Source organism: Rhodospirillales bacterium, assembly GCA_016699855.1.
Classification (GTDB): domain Bacteria; phylum Pseudomonadota; class Alphaproteobacteria; order Reyranellales; family Reyranellaceae.
On sequence record CP064988.1, the window covers coordinates 3,594,801 to 3,609,673 of the forward strand.

At 70.8% G+C, this 14,873-nt stretch carries 18 protein-coding genes and 2 riboswitches; of the genes, 7 read left to right on the top strand and 11 right to left on the bottom strand.

Annotated features, from left to right (window positions below):
• Positions 1–6 precede the first annotated feature (6 nt).
• Positions 7–963, bottom strand: a complete 957-nt coding sequence (gene ispH, locus IPK81_16900) for a 4-hydroxy-3-methylbut-2-enyl diphosphate reductase (protein QQS11250.1) — start codon at positions 961–963, stop codon at positions 7–9.
• Positions 964–1,063: 100 nt separating this feature from the next.
• On the opposite strand from ispH, the gene IPK81_16905 reads away from it, so the two are divergent.
• Positions 1,064–1,303 carry a CDGSH iron-sulfur domain-containing protein gene (locus tag IPK81_16905; protein QQS11251.1) on the top strand — a complete coding sequence of 80 codons (240 nt, stop codon included), beginning with the start codon at positions 1,064–1,066 and terminating at the stop codon, positions 1,301–1,303.
• Between the two features lie 61 nt (positions 1,304–1,364).
• Positions 1,365–2,018 carry a hypothetical protein gene (locus IPK81_16910; protein QQS11252.1) on the top strand — a complete coding sequence of 218 codons (654 nt, stop codon included), beginning with the start codon at positions 1,365–1,367 and terminating at the stop codon, positions 2,016–2,018.
• Here IPK81_16910 and IPK81_16915 read toward each other — a convergent pair.
• The 3 genes from IPK81_16915 to IPK81_16925 form a co-directional block, all read right to left on the bottom strand.
• On the bottom strand, positions 1,928–2,506 hold the full coding sequence (locus IPK81_16915) for a TetR/AcrR family transcriptional regulator (protein ID QQS11253.1): 579 nt from the start codon (positions 2,504–2,506) through the stop codon (positions 1,928–1,930). The genes IPK81_16910 and IPK81_16915 overlap by 91 nt on opposite strands.
• Before the next feature lie 221 nt (positions 2,507–2,727).
• Entirely contained in the window at positions 2,728–3,000 is a 273-nt protein-coding gene (locus tag IPK81_16920; GenBank protein QQS11254.1) for a hypothetical protein, read from the bottom strand.
• A gap of 33 nt (positions 3,001–3,033) precedes the next feature.
• Positions 3,034–3,777, bottom strand: coding sequence for a PspA/IM30 family protein (locus IPK81_16925; GenBank protein QQS11255.1), 744 nt, complete (start codon positions 3,775–3,777; stop codon positions 3,034–3,036).
• 182 nt (positions 3,778–3,959) lie between these two features.
• A riboswitch (glycine riboswitch) is annotated at positions 3,960–4,056 on the top strand.
• 1 nt (position 4,057) lies between these two features.
• Positions 4,058–4,161, top strand: a riboswitch (glycine riboswitch).
• A gap of 54 nt (positions 4,162–4,215) precedes the next feature.
• Between IPK81_16925 and gcvT the strand changes: the two genes are divergently transcribed.
• From gcvT to IPK81_16950, 5 genes are all read left to right on the top strand, one after another.
• Entirely contained in the window at positions 4,216–5,349 is a 1,134-nt protein-coding gene (gene gcvT, locus IPK81_16930; protein ID QQS11256.1) for a glycine cleavage system aminomethyltransferase GcvT, read from the top strand.
• 36 nt (positions 5,350–5,385) lie between these two features.
• The gene (gene gcvH, locus IPK81_16935) at positions 5,386–5,763 is read left to right on the top strand and encodes a glycine cleavage system protein GcvH (protein ID QQS11257.1); all 378 of its coding nucleotides are present in this window, start codon (positions 5,386–5,388) and stop codon (positions 5,761–5,763) included.
• A gap of 28 nt (positions 5,764–5,791) precedes the next feature.
• Complete coding sequence (gene gcvPA / locus IPK81_16940; GenBank protein ID QQS11258.1) at positions 5,792–7,138, top strand: aminomethyl-transferring glycine dehydrogenase subunit GcvPA; 1,347 nt, start codon at positions 5,792–5,794, stop codon at positions 7,136–7,138.
• On the top strand, positions 7,138–8,727 hold the full coding sequence (gene gcvPB / locus IPK81_16945; protein QQS11259.1) for an aminomethyl-transferring glycine dehydrogenase subunit GcvPB: 1,590 nt from the start codon (positions 7,138–7,140) through the stop codon (positions 8,725–8,727). Before gcvPA ends, gcvPB begins: the two co-directional genes overlap by 1 nt.
• 77 nt (positions 8,728–8,804) lie before the next feature.
• The gene (locus IPK81_16950) at positions 8,805–9,965 is read left to right on the top strand and encodes a 2OG-Fe(II) oxygenase (GenBank protein ID QQS11260.1); all 1,161 of its coding nucleotides are present in this window, start codon (positions 8,805–8,807) and stop codon (positions 9,963–9,965) included.
• Positions 9,966–10,108: 143 nt separating this feature from the next.
• On the opposite strand, the gene IPK81_16955 is transcribed toward IPK81_16950, so the two are convergent.
• The 7 genes from IPK81_16955 to IPK81_16985 form a co-directional block, all read right to left on the bottom strand.
• Complete coding sequence (locus IPK81_16955; GenBank protein QQS11261.1) at positions 10,109–10,654, bottom strand: paraquat-inducible protein A; 546 nt, start codon at positions 10,652–10,654, stop codon at positions 10,109–10,111.
• 57 nt (positions 10,655–10,711) lie between these two features.
• Positions 10,712–11,251 carry a F0F1 ATP synthase subunit B gene (locus IPK81_16960; GenBank protein ID QQS11262.1) on the bottom strand — a complete coding sequence of 180 codons (540 nt, stop codon included), beginning with the start codon at positions 11,249–11,251 and terminating at the stop codon, positions 10,712–10,714.
• 1 nt (position 11,252) lies between these two features.
• A complete protein-coding gene (locus IPK81_16965) occupies positions 11,253–11,744 on the bottom strand; it encodes a F0F1 ATP synthase subunit B' (GenBank protein ID QQS11263.1) in 492 nt (163 codons plus the stop codon).
• Between the two features lie 69 nt (positions 11,745–11,813).
• On the bottom strand, positions 11,814–12,038 hold the full coding sequence (locus tag IPK81_16970; GenBank protein ID QQS11264.1) for a F0F1 ATP synthase subunit C: 225 nt from the start codon (positions 12,036–12,038) through the stop codon (positions 11,814–11,816).
• 84 nt (positions 12,039–12,122) lie between these two features.
• Positions 12,123–12,854 (bottom strand): F0F1 ATP synthase subunit A, encoded by a 732-nt coding sequence (locus IPK81_16975; GenBank protein QQS11265.1) that lies wholly within the window; start codon positions 12,852–12,854, stop codon positions 12,123–12,125.
• Positions 12,855–12,885: 31 nt separating this feature from the next.
• Positions 12,886–13,218 carry an AtpZ/AtpI family protein gene (locus IPK81_16980; protein ID QQS11266.1) on the bottom strand — a complete coding sequence of 111 codons (333 nt, stop codon included), beginning with the start codon at positions 13,216–13,218 and terminating at the stop codon, positions 12,886–12,888.
• Positions 13,219–13,482: 264 nt separating this feature from the next.
• A complete protein-coding gene (locus tag IPK81_16985) occupies positions 13,483–14,745 on the bottom strand; it encodes an aspartate aminotransferase family protein (protein ID QQS11267.1) in 1,263 nt (420 codons plus the stop codon).
• Positions 14,746–14,873: the final 128 nt, after the last annotated feature.

Below are 14,873 nucleotides of genomic sequence, written 5' to 3' on the forward strand. Positions count from 1 at the left end.
CCGCGCTCACGCCACCAGCGCGCGTGGCAGCTTGAAGACGGTGTCCTCCTCGGTGACGCGCGCCTCCTCGATCGTCACCTCGTAGCGCCCGCGGCAGGCGGCGATCAGCTCGTCGACCAGCGATTCCGGCGCCGAGGCGCCGGCGGTGACGCCCAGCCGCGACACGCCGGCGAGCCAGGCCCAGTCGATCTCCGACGCGCGGCGCAGCAGCGTCGCGCGCGGGCAGCCGTAGTTGCGCGCCACCTCGACCAGCCGCATCGAGTTCGACGAGTTGGGCGCGCCGATCACGACCAGCGCCTCGCACCGCGGCGCGATCGCCTTGACCGCCGCCTGGCGGTTGGTGGTGGCGTAGCAGATGTCCTCGACCTTCGGTCCCTGGATCGCGGGAAACCGGCGGCGCAGGACCGCGACGATCTGGACGGTGTCGTCGACCGACAGCGTCGTCTGGGTCGCGAAGGCCAGGTTGGCGGGATCGGGCACCTCGACGGTCTCGGCCTGCCCCGCGTCCTCGACCAGGATGACGGCGCCCTCCGGCAGCTGGCCCATCGTGCCGATCACCTCGGGGTGGCCGCGGTGGCCGATCAGGACCACCGTGCGCCCGGCGGCGTGGTGGCGCTCCGATTCGCGGTGCACCTTCGAGACCAGCGGACAGGTGGCGTCGACGTAGAGCAGGTTCCGCCGGCCGGCCTCGGCCGGCACCGACTTCGGCACGCCGTGGGCGCTGAACACCACCGGCCGGTCGTCGGGCACCTCGTCGAGTTCGTCGACGAAGATGGCGCCCTTGGCCTCGAGGCTCTCGACCACGAACCGGTTGTGGACGATCTCGTGGCGCACGTAGACGGGCCGGCCGAAGCGTTCCAGCGCGCGCTCGACGATCTGGATCGCGCGGTCGACGCCGGCGCAGAAGCCGCGCGGGCCGGCGAGCAGGATCGTGAGCGGCGGTTTGACGATGGTGGGCTGCATCCGGACTTCGCTTGTGCCGCGGGCGTCCGATGCCTAGAATCGAGCCGTCGTCGCGACGCGCCGCACACTAGCAATTCTCCATACCGCGAGGAAGCGATCCATGAGCGAACCGGTCATCGCCGCCAAGGCACCCAACAAGGTCGTGCTCGAGGCCGGCAAGGATTACTGGTGGTGCACCTGCGGCAAGAGCGCCAAGCAGCCGTTCTGCGACGGCGCCCACAAGGGCGGCGCGTTCGCGCCGATGAAGTTCACCGCCGAGAAGTCCGGCGACCACTGGCTTTGCGCCTGCAAGCACACCGCCAAGAAGCCGTTTTGCGACGGCACGCACAAGGGCCTGTGATCGCGTCCGCCGCCGCGTCGGCGCCGTGGATCGGCGGCGCGCGGCGCTTGAGGAAAGATCGATGAAGTTGAAACTCGCGCTCCCCGCCGTGGCCCTGTCGGCCGGCCTCGCGGCCTGCGGCGGGCCGTCCGCCGAGGAGCGCGCCGTCGCCCGCACCGCCTGTCCGGAGGCGCTGCGCGTCCAGGACGCGACCACCTTGACGCGATTCCGGGCCGGACCGGGCCGCGATCCGACCGATATCGTGTTCACCGCCGAGCTGGGCAAGACGCAGATCGCCTGCGACCCCGGCGCCAACCGCGTCGACATCGACCTGAAACTCGAGGTCATCGTCGTCGAGGGCCCTGCGGCCGCGCGCGCGCGGCAGGCCAGCGTCGGCTACTTCGTCCGCGTCTTGAATCCGGCGGGCCGCGTCGTCCAAGGCCGAAATTTCACCTCGGACTTCAAGTTCGCCGGCGCGCGCGCGCGGCAGGGCTCGTCCGAGGAGATCACGCTGCGGATTCCGCTCGCCGCCGGCGAGGCCGGGGAGCCCTACTCGATCGCCGTCGGACTGCTGCCGACGCCGGAGGAGCTCGAGTTCAACCGAAGCGGCGGCGCCGCGGCGCCAGGGCGCCGGCCACGAGGTCGTCAGGCGCTCGGCTTGGCGTTGAGCACGGCCCACGCGGCGTCGACGAACGTCGGCGCGTGGTCCGACAGCTGGCCGGTGATGCGGCCGTAGACCTTGAACGTCGCCGCCTGCAGCACGACGCCGACCACGCTCGCGGTCAGCGCGTTGATGTCGCGCTTGGGGATCTCGCCGGCGACCAGCGCCTGGGCGATCACGTCGCGCACCACGTCGACCGGGTTGGGAAGATCCTCGGACAGGCTGGCGAGGAAGTGGTGCTGCGTCAGCAGATGGTACGCGAAGGTCGTCCAGTCGCGGTCGGCCCACTCGCAATAGCACCGCACGATCGCCTCGGTCTTCAGACGCAGCCGCTTGTGCTGGCGGTGCGCCTCCATCAGCGCCTCGGCCAACGCCACGTGGTGGCGCATGAACAATTCGAGGGCGAGTGCGTCCTTGCTCGGGAAATATCGGTAGATCGTGCCTTCGGCGACGGACGCGGCCATCGCGATCTCGCGCGTCGTCGTCTCTGCGACGCCGCGGGCCATGAACAGCGTCAGCGCGGCGCGCTCGACGCGCTTTTTGGTGTCGTCTGCCTTCCCCATGGCAATATTATTATCGCCGCGTGACGGATATTGGAAGGGGGCATCACGGAGGGCGCGAGAAAAGTGGCGCGCTTTTCCGCGTCGGAACGCGGGCGACGGCGTGAAAATGCCCGTTCTTACGGATATTTCGCGCATCGATTGTGCGGATTCCGGTGTCCCGGCGGTCGCGCCGGACGCTGGGCGGGCCCAGCGTCCGGCGCTGCCGGAAACGGGGAGGATGATCACGCCCCCGGCGCCCGCAGATCGTACTGCTTCAGCAGCTGCTCGGTCTTCGCCTCGTCGATCTTGTTGATCAGCTTCCGGCCCTCGTGGCGGTCGCGCAGCGTCTTGGCGAGCGTGAAGCTGGAGCCGACCAGGAAGAACGTGCCCATCAGGAAGTAGGCGCGCATCCAGAGATCGACGGACATGTTGAAGATGCCCAGCAGCATCAGGCCGGTCGCGAACGCGAAGGACGTGAAGCTGTAGAGCGTCCAGGCGGCTGAATCGCTATGCATGGTGGTCTCCGTTGGTCTGGTGGATTGTGGTGGTCACGCCGGCCGTGGCGGCGCGCCGGCGCCGCCCATGCCGGCGCGCAGGCGCGCCAGCACGGATTCGGCGGTGTTCCTCGCCGGCTCGGCGATACCGGCGAGTCGCAGCTTGTCCAACAACGCCGTGCCGTCGGACTCCTCGCGCAGACGGCGCGCGGCGGCGAGACGGTCGGCCTGGTCGGTCTGGAGCTCCTTCACGCGCGACAGCGTCTCCTCGGCGGCGGCGAGCGCCGACTGCGCGCCCAAGGTGCGGCGGGCGACCAGACCTTCAGCCCGTTGCAAGGCGCCGCGCGAGCGGGCCGCCGCCAGTTCGCGGCGCAGCTCGCCGATACGCGCGTCGGCCTTGCCGATATCGAGGCGCAGGCGGTTGATCTCGCGGCCGCCGGCGTCCACCGACGCCCGCAGGCGGTCGCGGTCGGCCTCGGACTCGGCGACCGCCTCGGCGATCTGGAGCGCCAACGCCTCGTCGGCGCGCTCCAGCGCCTTGCGGGCGTAGGCCTCATGGTCGGCGACGCGCTTCTCGGCGGCGTCCAGCGCGCGGCGGTCCTGGATCTCGCGGGCCATCAGGCCGGTGAGTTCGCGGGTGGCGTCGCGGACGCCGTCGGCGGCGTCGCGGATTTCCTGTTCGAGGATCGTCAGGGCGTGCGAGTCGATCAACGCCTGCTCGGCGTCATGCGCCCGTGCTCGGAAAAGTGTGAGTAATTTGTAAAACATGGCGTTCCTTTCTATGAAGTGGACATTCACTAAATAGTATTTGCTCAGTTTTACTTCAAGAAAAAAGATGAGCGTATGGTCATTTTTATCAAAGCACGCCCCGAGGAAGCCGACCCCGATCGATTCGCGGCTCTTTTCCCCGGCTTTCTCGGCTGCCGCGACGTCTCGCCGGTTGCCCAGCGTTAGGGCCTCCCATACGGTGGGCGCACCAGATGATCCCCGTGGGAGAGAGCGGACCGGTACGCCGGAGCCGCCGCCGAAGGAGCAACCGCCCCGGAAACTCTCAGGCAAACGGGCCGCGGGGGGATGGCACTCTGGAAAGCGATCGGGCCGGCTGACGCCGGCCGCGGTCCACCGACGAGGTAAGCCGGCGTTCGCGCGCCGGCCAATCTTTCAGGTCACCGGGACAGAGGGGGCAGGCACGGTGCCGTTTCGGCGCCGCGCAGGCTCGACTCGATCAGGTGCCCGTTGACCGACGCCGTTTCGACCCAGACCGCCCCGCTCCAGCGCACGCCGCTGTACGACCTCCACCGGGAACTCGGCGCCAAGCTGGTGCCGTTCGCGGGCTACGAGATGCCCGTGCAGTATCCGATGGGCATCCTCGGCGAGCACAATCACGCGCGCGCCGCCGCCGGCCTGTTCGACGTCTCGCATATGGGCCAGATCCGGCTGACGGCGAAGCCCGGCCACGACCTCGCGGCGACGCTCGAGACGCTGGTGCCGGCCGATATCCGCGGCCTCCAGCCCGGCCAGCAGCGCTACACCCAGTTCACCGACGCCAACGGCGGCATCCTCGACGACCTGATGGTCACGAGCACCGGCGACCATCTGCTGCTGGTGGTCAACGCCGCTTGCAAGGACGCCGATCTGGCGCATATCCGGGCCTGTCTCTCCGACCGGGTCGAGATCGAGCCGATGTTCGCGCGCGGCCTGCTCGCCGTGCAGGGACCGAAGGCGGTCGACGCGGTGGCGCGGCTGGCGCCGGCGGTGGCGGCGATGACGTTCATGACCGGTGCGTTCGTGCGCATCGACGGCGCCGAATGCTACGTCACGCGCTCGGGCTACACCGGCGAGGACGGTTTCGAGATCTCGACGCCGCGCGATGCCTGCGCCGCCATCGCCCGCCGCCTGCTCGACCAGCCCGAAGTCAAGCCGATCGGGCTGGGCGCGCGCGACTCGTTGCGCCTCGAGGCCGGTCTCTGCCTCTACGGCCACGATATCGACACCACCACCACGCCGGTCGAGGCCGGCCTGGTGTGGAGCATCCGCAAGGACCGGCGCGCCGAGGGCGGATGGCCGGGCGCCACGACGATCCTCCAGCAGATCGCCGACGGTCCGGCCCGGCGCCGCGTCGGCCTCGTGCCGGAGGGCCGCACCATCGCCCGCGAGGGCGCCGAGATCGTCGACGGCGCGGGCGCCGTGGTCGGCAAGGTCACCAGCGGCGGCTTCTCGCCGACACGCGAGGGGCCGGTCGCCATGGGCTACGTGGCGCGCGCCCACGCCGCCGCCGGCACGAAGCTTGCGCTGATGGTGCGCGGCAAGCCGGTGCCGTGCGCGGTCGCGCCGATGCCGTTCGTCAAACACCGCTATTTCCGCGGCTAGCGCCGCCGTCGACAGGCACGAGGGAGAGACCGGATCATGGCCACCATCAAGTTCACCGACGAGCACGAGTGGATCAGCGTCGACGGCGGCGTCGCCACCGTCGGCATCACCGACTACGCCCAGCAGCAGCTCGGCGACGTCGTGTTCGTCGAGGTGCCGGAGGCGGGGCGCTCGGTCGAGAAGGGCGAGGCCGTCGCCGTCGTCGAATCGGTGAAGGCCGCCAGCGACATCTACGCGCCGGCCACCGGCGAGGTGGTGGAGGCCAACGCGGCGCTGGCCAGCGCGCCGGGCGACGTCAACGAGGACGCCATGGGCAAGGGCTGGTTCTTCCGCCTCAAGCTCGCGAATCCGTCCGAGCTCGACGGCCTGATGGACCAGGCCGCCTACGACGCCTTCGTCGCGTCGCTCGCCTAGACCGCCGCCGAGACCGGGAGCTCCGCCGATGCGCTACCTTCCCCTGACAGACGCCGACCGGCGCGAGATGCTCGCCGCCGTCGGCGCGCGCTCGGTCGACGAGCTGTTCCGCGACGTGCCGGCGGCGGCGATCCTGCCCGGACCGATCGCCGAGCTGCCGCCGCACCAGGGCGAGCTCGAGGTCGAACGCGCGTTCCAGGCCTACGCCGCGATGAACCTGTCGCCGGCGTCGCATCCCTCGTTCCTCGGCGCCGGCGCCTACCGCCACCACGTGCCGTCGGCGGTCGATCATCTGATCCAGCGCGGCGAATTCCTGACCTCGTACACGCCGTACCAGCCGGAGATCACGCAGGGCACGCTGCAGTACCTGTTCGAGTTCCAGACCCAGGTGACGATGCTGACCGGCATGGAGGTGGCCAACGCCTCGATGTACGACGGCAGCACCGGCACGGCGGAGGCCGTGCTGATGGCCAACCGCGTGACGCGGCGCTCGAAGGCGATCCTCTCCGGCGGCCTGCATCCGCACTACCGCGCCGTGGTCGAGACGACGGCGAAGTGGCAGGGTTTCACGGCGGCGGCGCAGCCGGCCGATCCGCGCGCCGTCGAGGACCTGGCGCGCCTCGTCGACCGCGAGACCTCGTGCGTGGTGGTGCAGAACCCCAGCTTCTTCGGCCAGGTGCGCGATCTGGCGCCGCTGGCGAAGGCCTGCCAGGCGGCGGGCGCGCTGCTGATCGTGGTCGTCACCGAGGTCGTGTCGCTTGGCGCGCTGACGCCGCCGGGCGAGATGGGCGCCGACATCGTGGTGTGCGAAGGCCAGTCGCTGGGCGTCGGGCTCCAGTTCGGCGGCCCCTATGTCGGGCTGTTCGCGACCAAGGAGAAGCATCTCCGGCAGATGCCCGGCCGGTTGGTGGGCGAGACGGTCGACGCCGACGGCAAGCGCGGCTTCGTGCTGACGCTCAGCACCCGCGAGCAGCACATCCGGCGCGAGAAGGCGACGTCGAACATCTGCACGAACTCCGGCCTGATGGCGCTGGCCTTCACGATCCACCTGACCTTGCTGGGCGAGGCGGGTCTGCGCCGCCTGGCGGAGCTGAACCACGCCAAGGCGGTCGAGCTGGCCGACCGGATCGCGGCGCTGCCCGGCGTCGAGGTGCTCAACGACACGTTCTTCAACGAGTTCACCGTGCGCCTGCCGAAGCCGGCCGCCGGAGTCGTCGAGGCGCTGGCGCGCAAGGGGATCCTCGCGGGCGTGCCGGTGTCGCGCCTGATCCCCGACGATCCCGCCGTCGGCGACCTGCTGCTGGTCGCCGTCACCGAGACCGCCACCGAGCTCGGCATGGGCCCGCTGATCGCCGGACTGAAGGAGACGCTGTGATGGTCCAGTCGCTCGACCGCTCCCAGGGCCGCGCCGGCGCGATGCCGTCCTCCGCCCCGGCCACCGCGACCTACACCGGCAACCGCGCGCTGCAGCTCGAGGAGAAGCTGATCTTCGAGATGGGCCAGGCCGGACGCTGCGGCGTCGACCTGCCGGAGCCGCCGAAGGTCGCCGACCGCCTCGGCGGGCTGCGTCGCAAGGGCGCCATCGGCCTGCCGGGCCTGTCCGAGCCGCAGGTGGTGCAGCACTACACGCGTCTGTCGCAGAAGAACTACGCCATCGACATGGGCGTCTATCCGCTGGGCTCGTGCACGATGAAGCACAACCCGAGGCTCAACGAGAAGATCGCGCGGCTGCCGGGCATCGGCGACATCCATCCGTTGCAGCCGATGTCCACCGTGCAGGGCGCGCTGGCGCTGATCGACGAGCTGGCGCGCTGGCTCAAGACGCTGACCGGCATGCCCGCCGTCGCGATGTCGCCGGCCGCCGGCGCGCATGGCGAGATGTGCGGCATGATGGCGATCGCCGCGGCGCTGGCGGCGCGCGGCGAGGCGCACCGCAAGACCGTGCTGGTGCCGGAATCGGCGCACGGCACCAACCCGGCGACCGCCGCCGCGCTGGGCTTCGCCGTCAAGCCTATCCCGGCGACCGGGGACGGCCGCGTCGATGTCGCGGCGCTCAAGGCCGCGCTCGGTCCCGACGTGGCCGCGATCATGCTGACGAACCCCAACACCTGCGGCCTGTTCGAGCGCGACATCCGCGTCGTCGCCGACGCGGTGCACGCCGCCGGGGCGTATTTCTACTGCGACGGCGCCAACTACAACGCCATCGTCGGCCGCGTGCGGCCGGGCGACCTCGGCATCGACTGCATGCACATCAACCTGCACAAGACGTTCTCGACGCCGCACGGCGGCGGCGGCCCGGGCTCGGGCCCGGTCGTGCTGTCGGAGCGCCTCGCGGCCTACGCGCCGCGTCCATGGGTGGTGCGCGACGCCGCGGGCTGGCGGCTGGTCGAGGAGGGCGACGCCACCGACGGCGCGCCGTTCGGCCGGCTCAAGGCGTTCCACGGCCAGATGGGCATGTTCACCCGCGCGCTTGCCTATATCATGAGCCACGGCGCCGACGGGCTGCGGCAGGTGGCCGAGGACGCCGTGCTCAACGCCAACTATGTGATGGCGCGGCTGCGGACCGAGATGACGCCGGCGTTCGAGGGCCCGTGCATGCACGAGTGCCTGTTCGACGATTCCTTCCTCAAGGACAGCGGCGTCAGCACGCTCGATTTCGCCAAGGCGATGATCGACGAGGGCTACCACCCGATGACGATGTACTTCCCGCTGGTCGTGCACGGCGCCCTGCTGATCGAGCCGACCGAGACGCAGAGCAAGGAGGAGATCGACCTGTTCTGCGACGCGCTGCTCGACCTGGCGCGGCGCGCCAAGGCCGGCGATTCCGTCGAGGCGTTCAAGGCGGCGCCGCTGCACGCGCCGCGCCGCCGGCTCGACGAAACGCTGGCGGCGCGCAAGCCGATCCTGCGCTGGAAACCGACCAACGCCGCGCCCGGCGCGCCGGCCCGCCAGGCGGCGGAGTGACGGCCGCGCCGGGCCCGCGGGTCCGGCGCGCGCGAACTCTGCTATGATGCCGGCGCGTCGTTCGGAGGCTCCACGCCGTGGTCAAGAAGCCGGGATTCGGTGAACCGGCGCCGGGGTTCACGGCGCCGACCCCGGTCAATCCCAAGTTCCATTTCGACACCGCCGCCGGCCGCAACATCGTGCTGGCGTTCCTCGGCCATCCGCTGACCGACGACGCCGCGCGCCTCGTCGCCGAGGTGCGCGCCGAGCGCGCCGCGTTCGACGACGAGACGCTGGCGCTGTTCTACGTGCTGTCGGATCCGGCCGACGCCGCGCGGCTCGGCGTCGCGCACGAGGTGCCCGGCCTGCGCTATTTCATGGACTACGACCGCGCCGTCGCGGCGGCCTATGGCCGTTGCGATCCCGCCGTCGGCCCCGGCGCGCCGGTCGAGGGCGGCCTGGTGGTGATGGACCGCGGGCTGCGCGTGCTGCAGTCGCTGCCGCTCGGCGGCGACCGCCCGCCGTTGTCGCGGCTGGTCCAGGGTCTGCGGCGCCTGACCGACTGGCAGGCGGCCGACGCCAGCGTCGGCCACGCGCCGGTGCTCGTGGTCGAGCGCGTCTTCGAGCCGGCGTTCTGCCGGCGCCTGATCGACTACTACGCCGCCCGTGGCGGCGACGATTCCGGCTTCATGCGCGAGACGGAGGGCATCACCGTCGGCGTCGTCGACCACGGCTTCAAACGCCGCCGCGACCGGCAGATCGACGACGACCGCCTGGTCAAGGAGGCGATCCGCCGGATCACCGGGCGGCTTCTGCCGTCGATCCGCCGCGCCTTCCAGTTCGAGGCCACGCGCATCGAGCGCCACATCGTCGCCTGCTACGACGCCATCGAGGGCGGGTTCTTCCGTCCGCACCGAGACAACACGACCAAGGGCACGGCGCACCGCCGCTTCGCCGTCACGCTCAACCTCAACGCCGAGGAGTACGAGGGCGGCGATCTGCGTCTACCGGAGTTCGGGCCGCGCACCTACCGCGCCCCGACCGGCGGCGCCGTGGTGTTCTCGTGCTCGCTGTTGCACGAAGCGCGGCCGGTGACGCGCGGCACGCGCTACGCCTATCTGCCGTTCCTCTACACCGATGCCGACGCCGAGCTGCGCGAGCGCAACAAGGCGTTCCTCGACGCCCGCAGCGGCGGCCGCGCCGGGCTGCCGGCGCAAACGCCCGACGACACGATGGGCGGCGGCGCGTCGGAAGGGTAGGGCGCGGTCCGGTCTAACCGGATCGTCGCGCCTCTCCGTCATGTCGAGCGCGGCGAGAAATTCTGGGACGGCGGAGGGATCCCTCGCTGCGCTCGGGATGAAGGGGCATGGCGATCACATGCGTCATCCCCGATGGACGCGCTCTACCCGCCCTCGACGGCGCGGCGGCGGCGTTCGATCAGGGCGCCCAGCGCCATGGCGAGGATCGTCGACAGCGCGAACAGGTAGATGCCGGCCTCCGGCCGCAGCCTGACCATGAACCCGCCCTGCAGCGAGGCGACGACCACGGCGACCACCAGCACGTCGAGCATCGACCATTTGCCGATCGCGCCGGCGACGTGGTGGGCGCGGTCGCCGGCTCGCGGCGCGAACCACAGCCAGGCGGCGAGGCCGAGCTTGGCGATCGGGAACGCCACCGAGAACACCGCCACCACGACCGCCAGCGGCAGCGAGCCGCCGGCCACGAGATCGGCGATGCCCGAGAGCACGGAGTGGGTGGTGTCGAACAGCCTCAAGCGCGTCACGCGCACCGCCGGCGCCAGCAGACCGGCGCCCAGCGCCAGCGCCGCCGCCGCCCACAGCACGACGAGCAGGACGGTGTCGCGCGGGAAGCGCTCGGCCAGCGAGCCGTTCACCGGCGCGGACCCGATGTGGCGGACGACGGCGAAGCCATCATCGGCCGCGGCCATGAAAAAAGCCCCGAGCCGGCGGCGCGGGGCTTCGTTCCGGCCGGCATCGAGCCGACCTCAGTGGAGGCGCTTCGGCAGCTCGGCGATGGCCTGGTCGACAAGCTCGGCGCCATGGCCGGCGGCGAGGCGCTCGCGCAGCAGAGCGCCGGTGGCGCCGATCGCGGCCGTCACGGCGGCGTTGCGCACGTCGGCCGTGGCCTGGGCCTCGGCCTGGGCGATGCGGTCCAGCGCCAGCTTCTCGCTGCGCTTGATCGAGGCCTCGAGATCGGCCTGCGCGCGCACCTTCATGCGCTCTGCCTCGGCGCGGGCCTGGGCGACGATGCCCTCGGCCTCCTTGACCGCGTCGCGGCGCTTGGCCTCGTACTCGGTCAGCATGGCCTGCGCCTCGGCGCGGAGCTTCTCGGCCTCCTCGATCTGTCGGCGGATCGTCTCGCCGCGCTTGTCGAGCGCCGCGCCGATCGCGGCGCGCGCCTTCCAGACGACGAGTCCGACGAAGATGACGAACGCGACCGCGACCCAGAACTCGGGCGTCGCGTAGATCGGGCCGTGGTGGCCCGGCGCGCCCTTGGGGTCGGCGGCGTAGGCTGTGCCGAACATCTCAGGCGCCTCTCTTCAGCGCGGCGTCGACCGCGGCGTCGACCTTGACGGCGTCGGCCGGCGCGCCGACCAGGCGCGTGAACGCCGAGCGGGCGACCTCGGCGGCCATCGACCGCACGTTGGCCATGGCGGCGGCGCGGGCGTCGGCGATCCGCCGCTCGGCGCCCGCCAGCTCGCCGGCGATGCGCTGCGAGACCTCGTGCTGGCGCTTCGCGGCCTCGGCGTCGGCGGCGTCGGCCGTCTTGCGGGCCAGCGCCTGGGCCTCGCCGCGCGCGTCGGCCAGCGCCTTCTCGTAGAGGGCGATGACCGACTTGGTCTCCTCCTTCGCCTTCAGCGCCGCGTCCAGGTCGCCCTGGATCTTGTCCTCGCGCCGCTTCAGCGTCTCGCCGATCGCCGGCAGCGCCAGCTTCGACATCAGCAGGTAGAAGACGACGAACGTCACCGCCAGCCAGAACAGCTGCGTGGCGAAGAAGGCCGTATCGAGTTGCGGCATGGCCCGTCCCCCGGTCGACGCGGCGCGGCGGCGCCCGGAGGCGCCGTCCGCCGCCGCGCGGCGTCGGTGCTAGCCGAACAGGATCAGGAACGAGATCAGCAGCGCGAACAGCGCCACCGCCTCGGTCAGCGCGAAGCCGAGCATGCCGAGGCCGAACACGTTGTCGCGGGCCGCCGGGTTGCGGCCGACCGCGCCGACGAGCGAGGCGAAGATGTTGCCGATGCCGACGCCGACGCCGGCGAGGGCGATAACGGCGATACCGGCGCCGATCATCTTTGCGCTAGCGAGATCCATGGTCCGTTTCCTTTCTCGAAAACCTGGTCGGTGGATGGCCGCGACGGCGCCCGACCGAGGCGCCGCCCGATGGAGGGACGCGCGTCAGTGGTGGAGGTGCAGCGCGTCGTTGAGGTAGATGCAGGTCAGCACGGTGAAGACGTAGGCCTGCAGGAAGCACACGAGGATCTCGAAGCCGGTCAGCACGACGTTGAGCGCCAGCGGGGCCCAGCCGCCGAGCACGCCGAGGCTGATCACGAAGCCCGCGAACACCTTCAGCATGGTGTGGCCGGCCATCATGTTGGCGAACAGCCGGATCGCGAGGCTCACCGGCCGCGTCAGGTACGACAGGATCTCGATCGGCACCATCAGCAGCAGCATCACCGCCGGCACGCCCTTGGGCACGAAGAACGACAGGAAGTGGACGCCGTGCTTGACGAAGCCGAGGATCGTCACGCCGAGGAACACCACGAACGCCAGCCCGAAGGTGACGATGATGTGGCTGGTGAAGGTGAAGCTGTAGGGCACCATGCCGAGCAGGTTGCCCGTCAGGATGAACATGAACAGCGCGAACACGAACGGGAAGAACGCCTTGCCGGCGTGGCCGGCCTGGTCGGTCAGCATCTTCGAGACGAATTCGTAGGACATCTCGGCCATGGACTGCCATCGGCCGGGCACCAGCGCGCGGCGGCTCATGCCGCCGACAAGGAACACGGTCGCGACGACGACCGCGATGGTCATCCACAGCGCCGAGTTCGTGAAGGAGATGTCGACCCCACCGAGCTTCGGAAGCTTGATCAGCGGTTCGATCTTGAACTGCTCGAGCGGACCTGCCACGCCATCCCCCAACCTGTCGTCGTCGCGGCCTTCAGGCCCCGCCGCCCCGGTCGCTCCGGCCCATCGAGGCCGTCACCCGGTAGACGTTGTACACCCCGGTGGCGGCGCCGAGAAAAAAGAACACCACCATCAGCCATGGCTTCGTCCCGAGCCACAGGTCCAGCCCGTATCCGACGCCGACACCGACCGCGAGCGCCGCGACCAGCTCCGTGCCGATCCGCACGGCGATGCCCAGCCCGCTCGCGGGCACGGCGCCGCCGCCGGCCGATCGATCCGTGCGCGACTCCGGCTTGTGGGCCGCCCGCGCCGCGGTGACCCGCGCGTCGAGCTCCTCAAGCGGCGTCGGCTTGCGCTCATCGGCCATATCGGTGGCGTCCGAACCACGATGCCCGACCTCACGACGACCCCTCGCGAAAGCGACGGGCGGGCGCGAAATCGCGCGGAAACTAGGGAATGGTCCGGGGGGTGTCAAGCGGCATTTCCACGCGGCTAAAGCGTTGAGAATGCCGATGGATCGGCCATTTCTTCGACTTTCGAGGGGCGCGCGGGGGGGCTGGCGCCGGCCCGTCGGCGACCCGGCCGGAGCGCGCGCGAAGGCGCCTCCCGAGGGGGCGCCGGCCGGTGGCGTTCAGTAGGTCGAGCCGGCTTCGCCGCCGCGCGCGCCGGCCGCCCGGACCTCGTCCACCGACGCCCGAAGGTCGCGCAGATAGGCGTCGGCGGCCTTCGCGTGGGCCGGATTCAGATGCATGTGGATGCCCGCCGGCTCCATCTGGCGGCCGATGAACCAGCCCCGGGCGTTCATGGCGTCGCTGACGGCGCCGATGTCGAGCGCCGGGTCGGCGGCGCGGGTCACGAAGATGCCGAGCTCGTTCGGCTCCAGGGTCGACAGCCCCGGGATCGCGTTGACGCCGTCCACCAGCTTGCGCTTGGTGTCCATGATCAGCCGGGCGCAGCGCAGATAGCCCTCGTCGCCGAGGTGGTGCAGCACCGCCCAGGCCGCCGCCACGGCGCCGCCGGGCCGCGTGCCCTGCATGGTGTAGGCGACGTAGGGGCCCCGCTCCCATTCGCGGAAGTCGAACGTCTGGTGCTTCATCTTCAGTTCCGCCGAGCGCAGCAGCATCAGCGACGCGCCCTTGGGCGCCATTCCGTGCTTGTGCAGATCGGCCGAGATGCTGGTGACGCCCGGCACGCTGAAATCCCAGTCCGGAACCGCGTGCCCCAGCCGCTTGACCCACGGTGACAGGAAGCCGCCGACGCAGGCGTCGACATGCATCCAGAGATCGCGCTCCAGCGCGACCGCCGCAAGCTCGCGGATCGGATCGAACACGCCGAACGGATAGCAGGGCGCCGATCCGACGATGCCGATGGTCTTCGAGTCGATCCGCCCGCGGATGGCGGCGACGTCGGCCTTGAAATCGTTGCGCGTCGTCGGCACGCGGCGCACCTCGACGCCGAGCGCGTGGCCGGCGCGGGTGAAGGCGGGATGCGCGGTGCGCGGCACCACGAAGTTGGGCTCGTGGATCCCCTTCTCGGCGCGCGCCCAGTCGCGCGCCGTCTGGACGGCGAGGAAGATGCTCTCGGAGCCGCCGGAGGTGAAGGTGCCGGCGGCGCCCTCCGGCGCGTTCATCAGCTTGAGGCCGAACGAGACGACGTCGTCCTCCAGCTTCGCGAGGCTGGCGAACGCCTTCTTGCCGAGGTTGTTCTCGGTCCAGAACGCCTGGTAGGCCTTGGTCTGCACCTCGTGCAGCGCCTCGTCGAGATAGTAGTAGTAGACCGCCATCCGGCCGTCGCGCCACGAGTAGTCGCCGGCCTTGGCGGCCTCGAGCATCGGGGCGATCTCGGCCCAGCCCAGGCCTTTGAGCGGGATGTCCATCGCGGCCTCCTGATTCATGGTCGCGGCGACGCTAGTGGCGCGCGCGCCCCGCGGTCAACCCGCCGGCGCCGACGCCGGCGCTTGCGCGCGGGGCCGAATCGGTCAAACTCCGGACGCCTCGAGATAGAAGGCTACGACCACAAGGG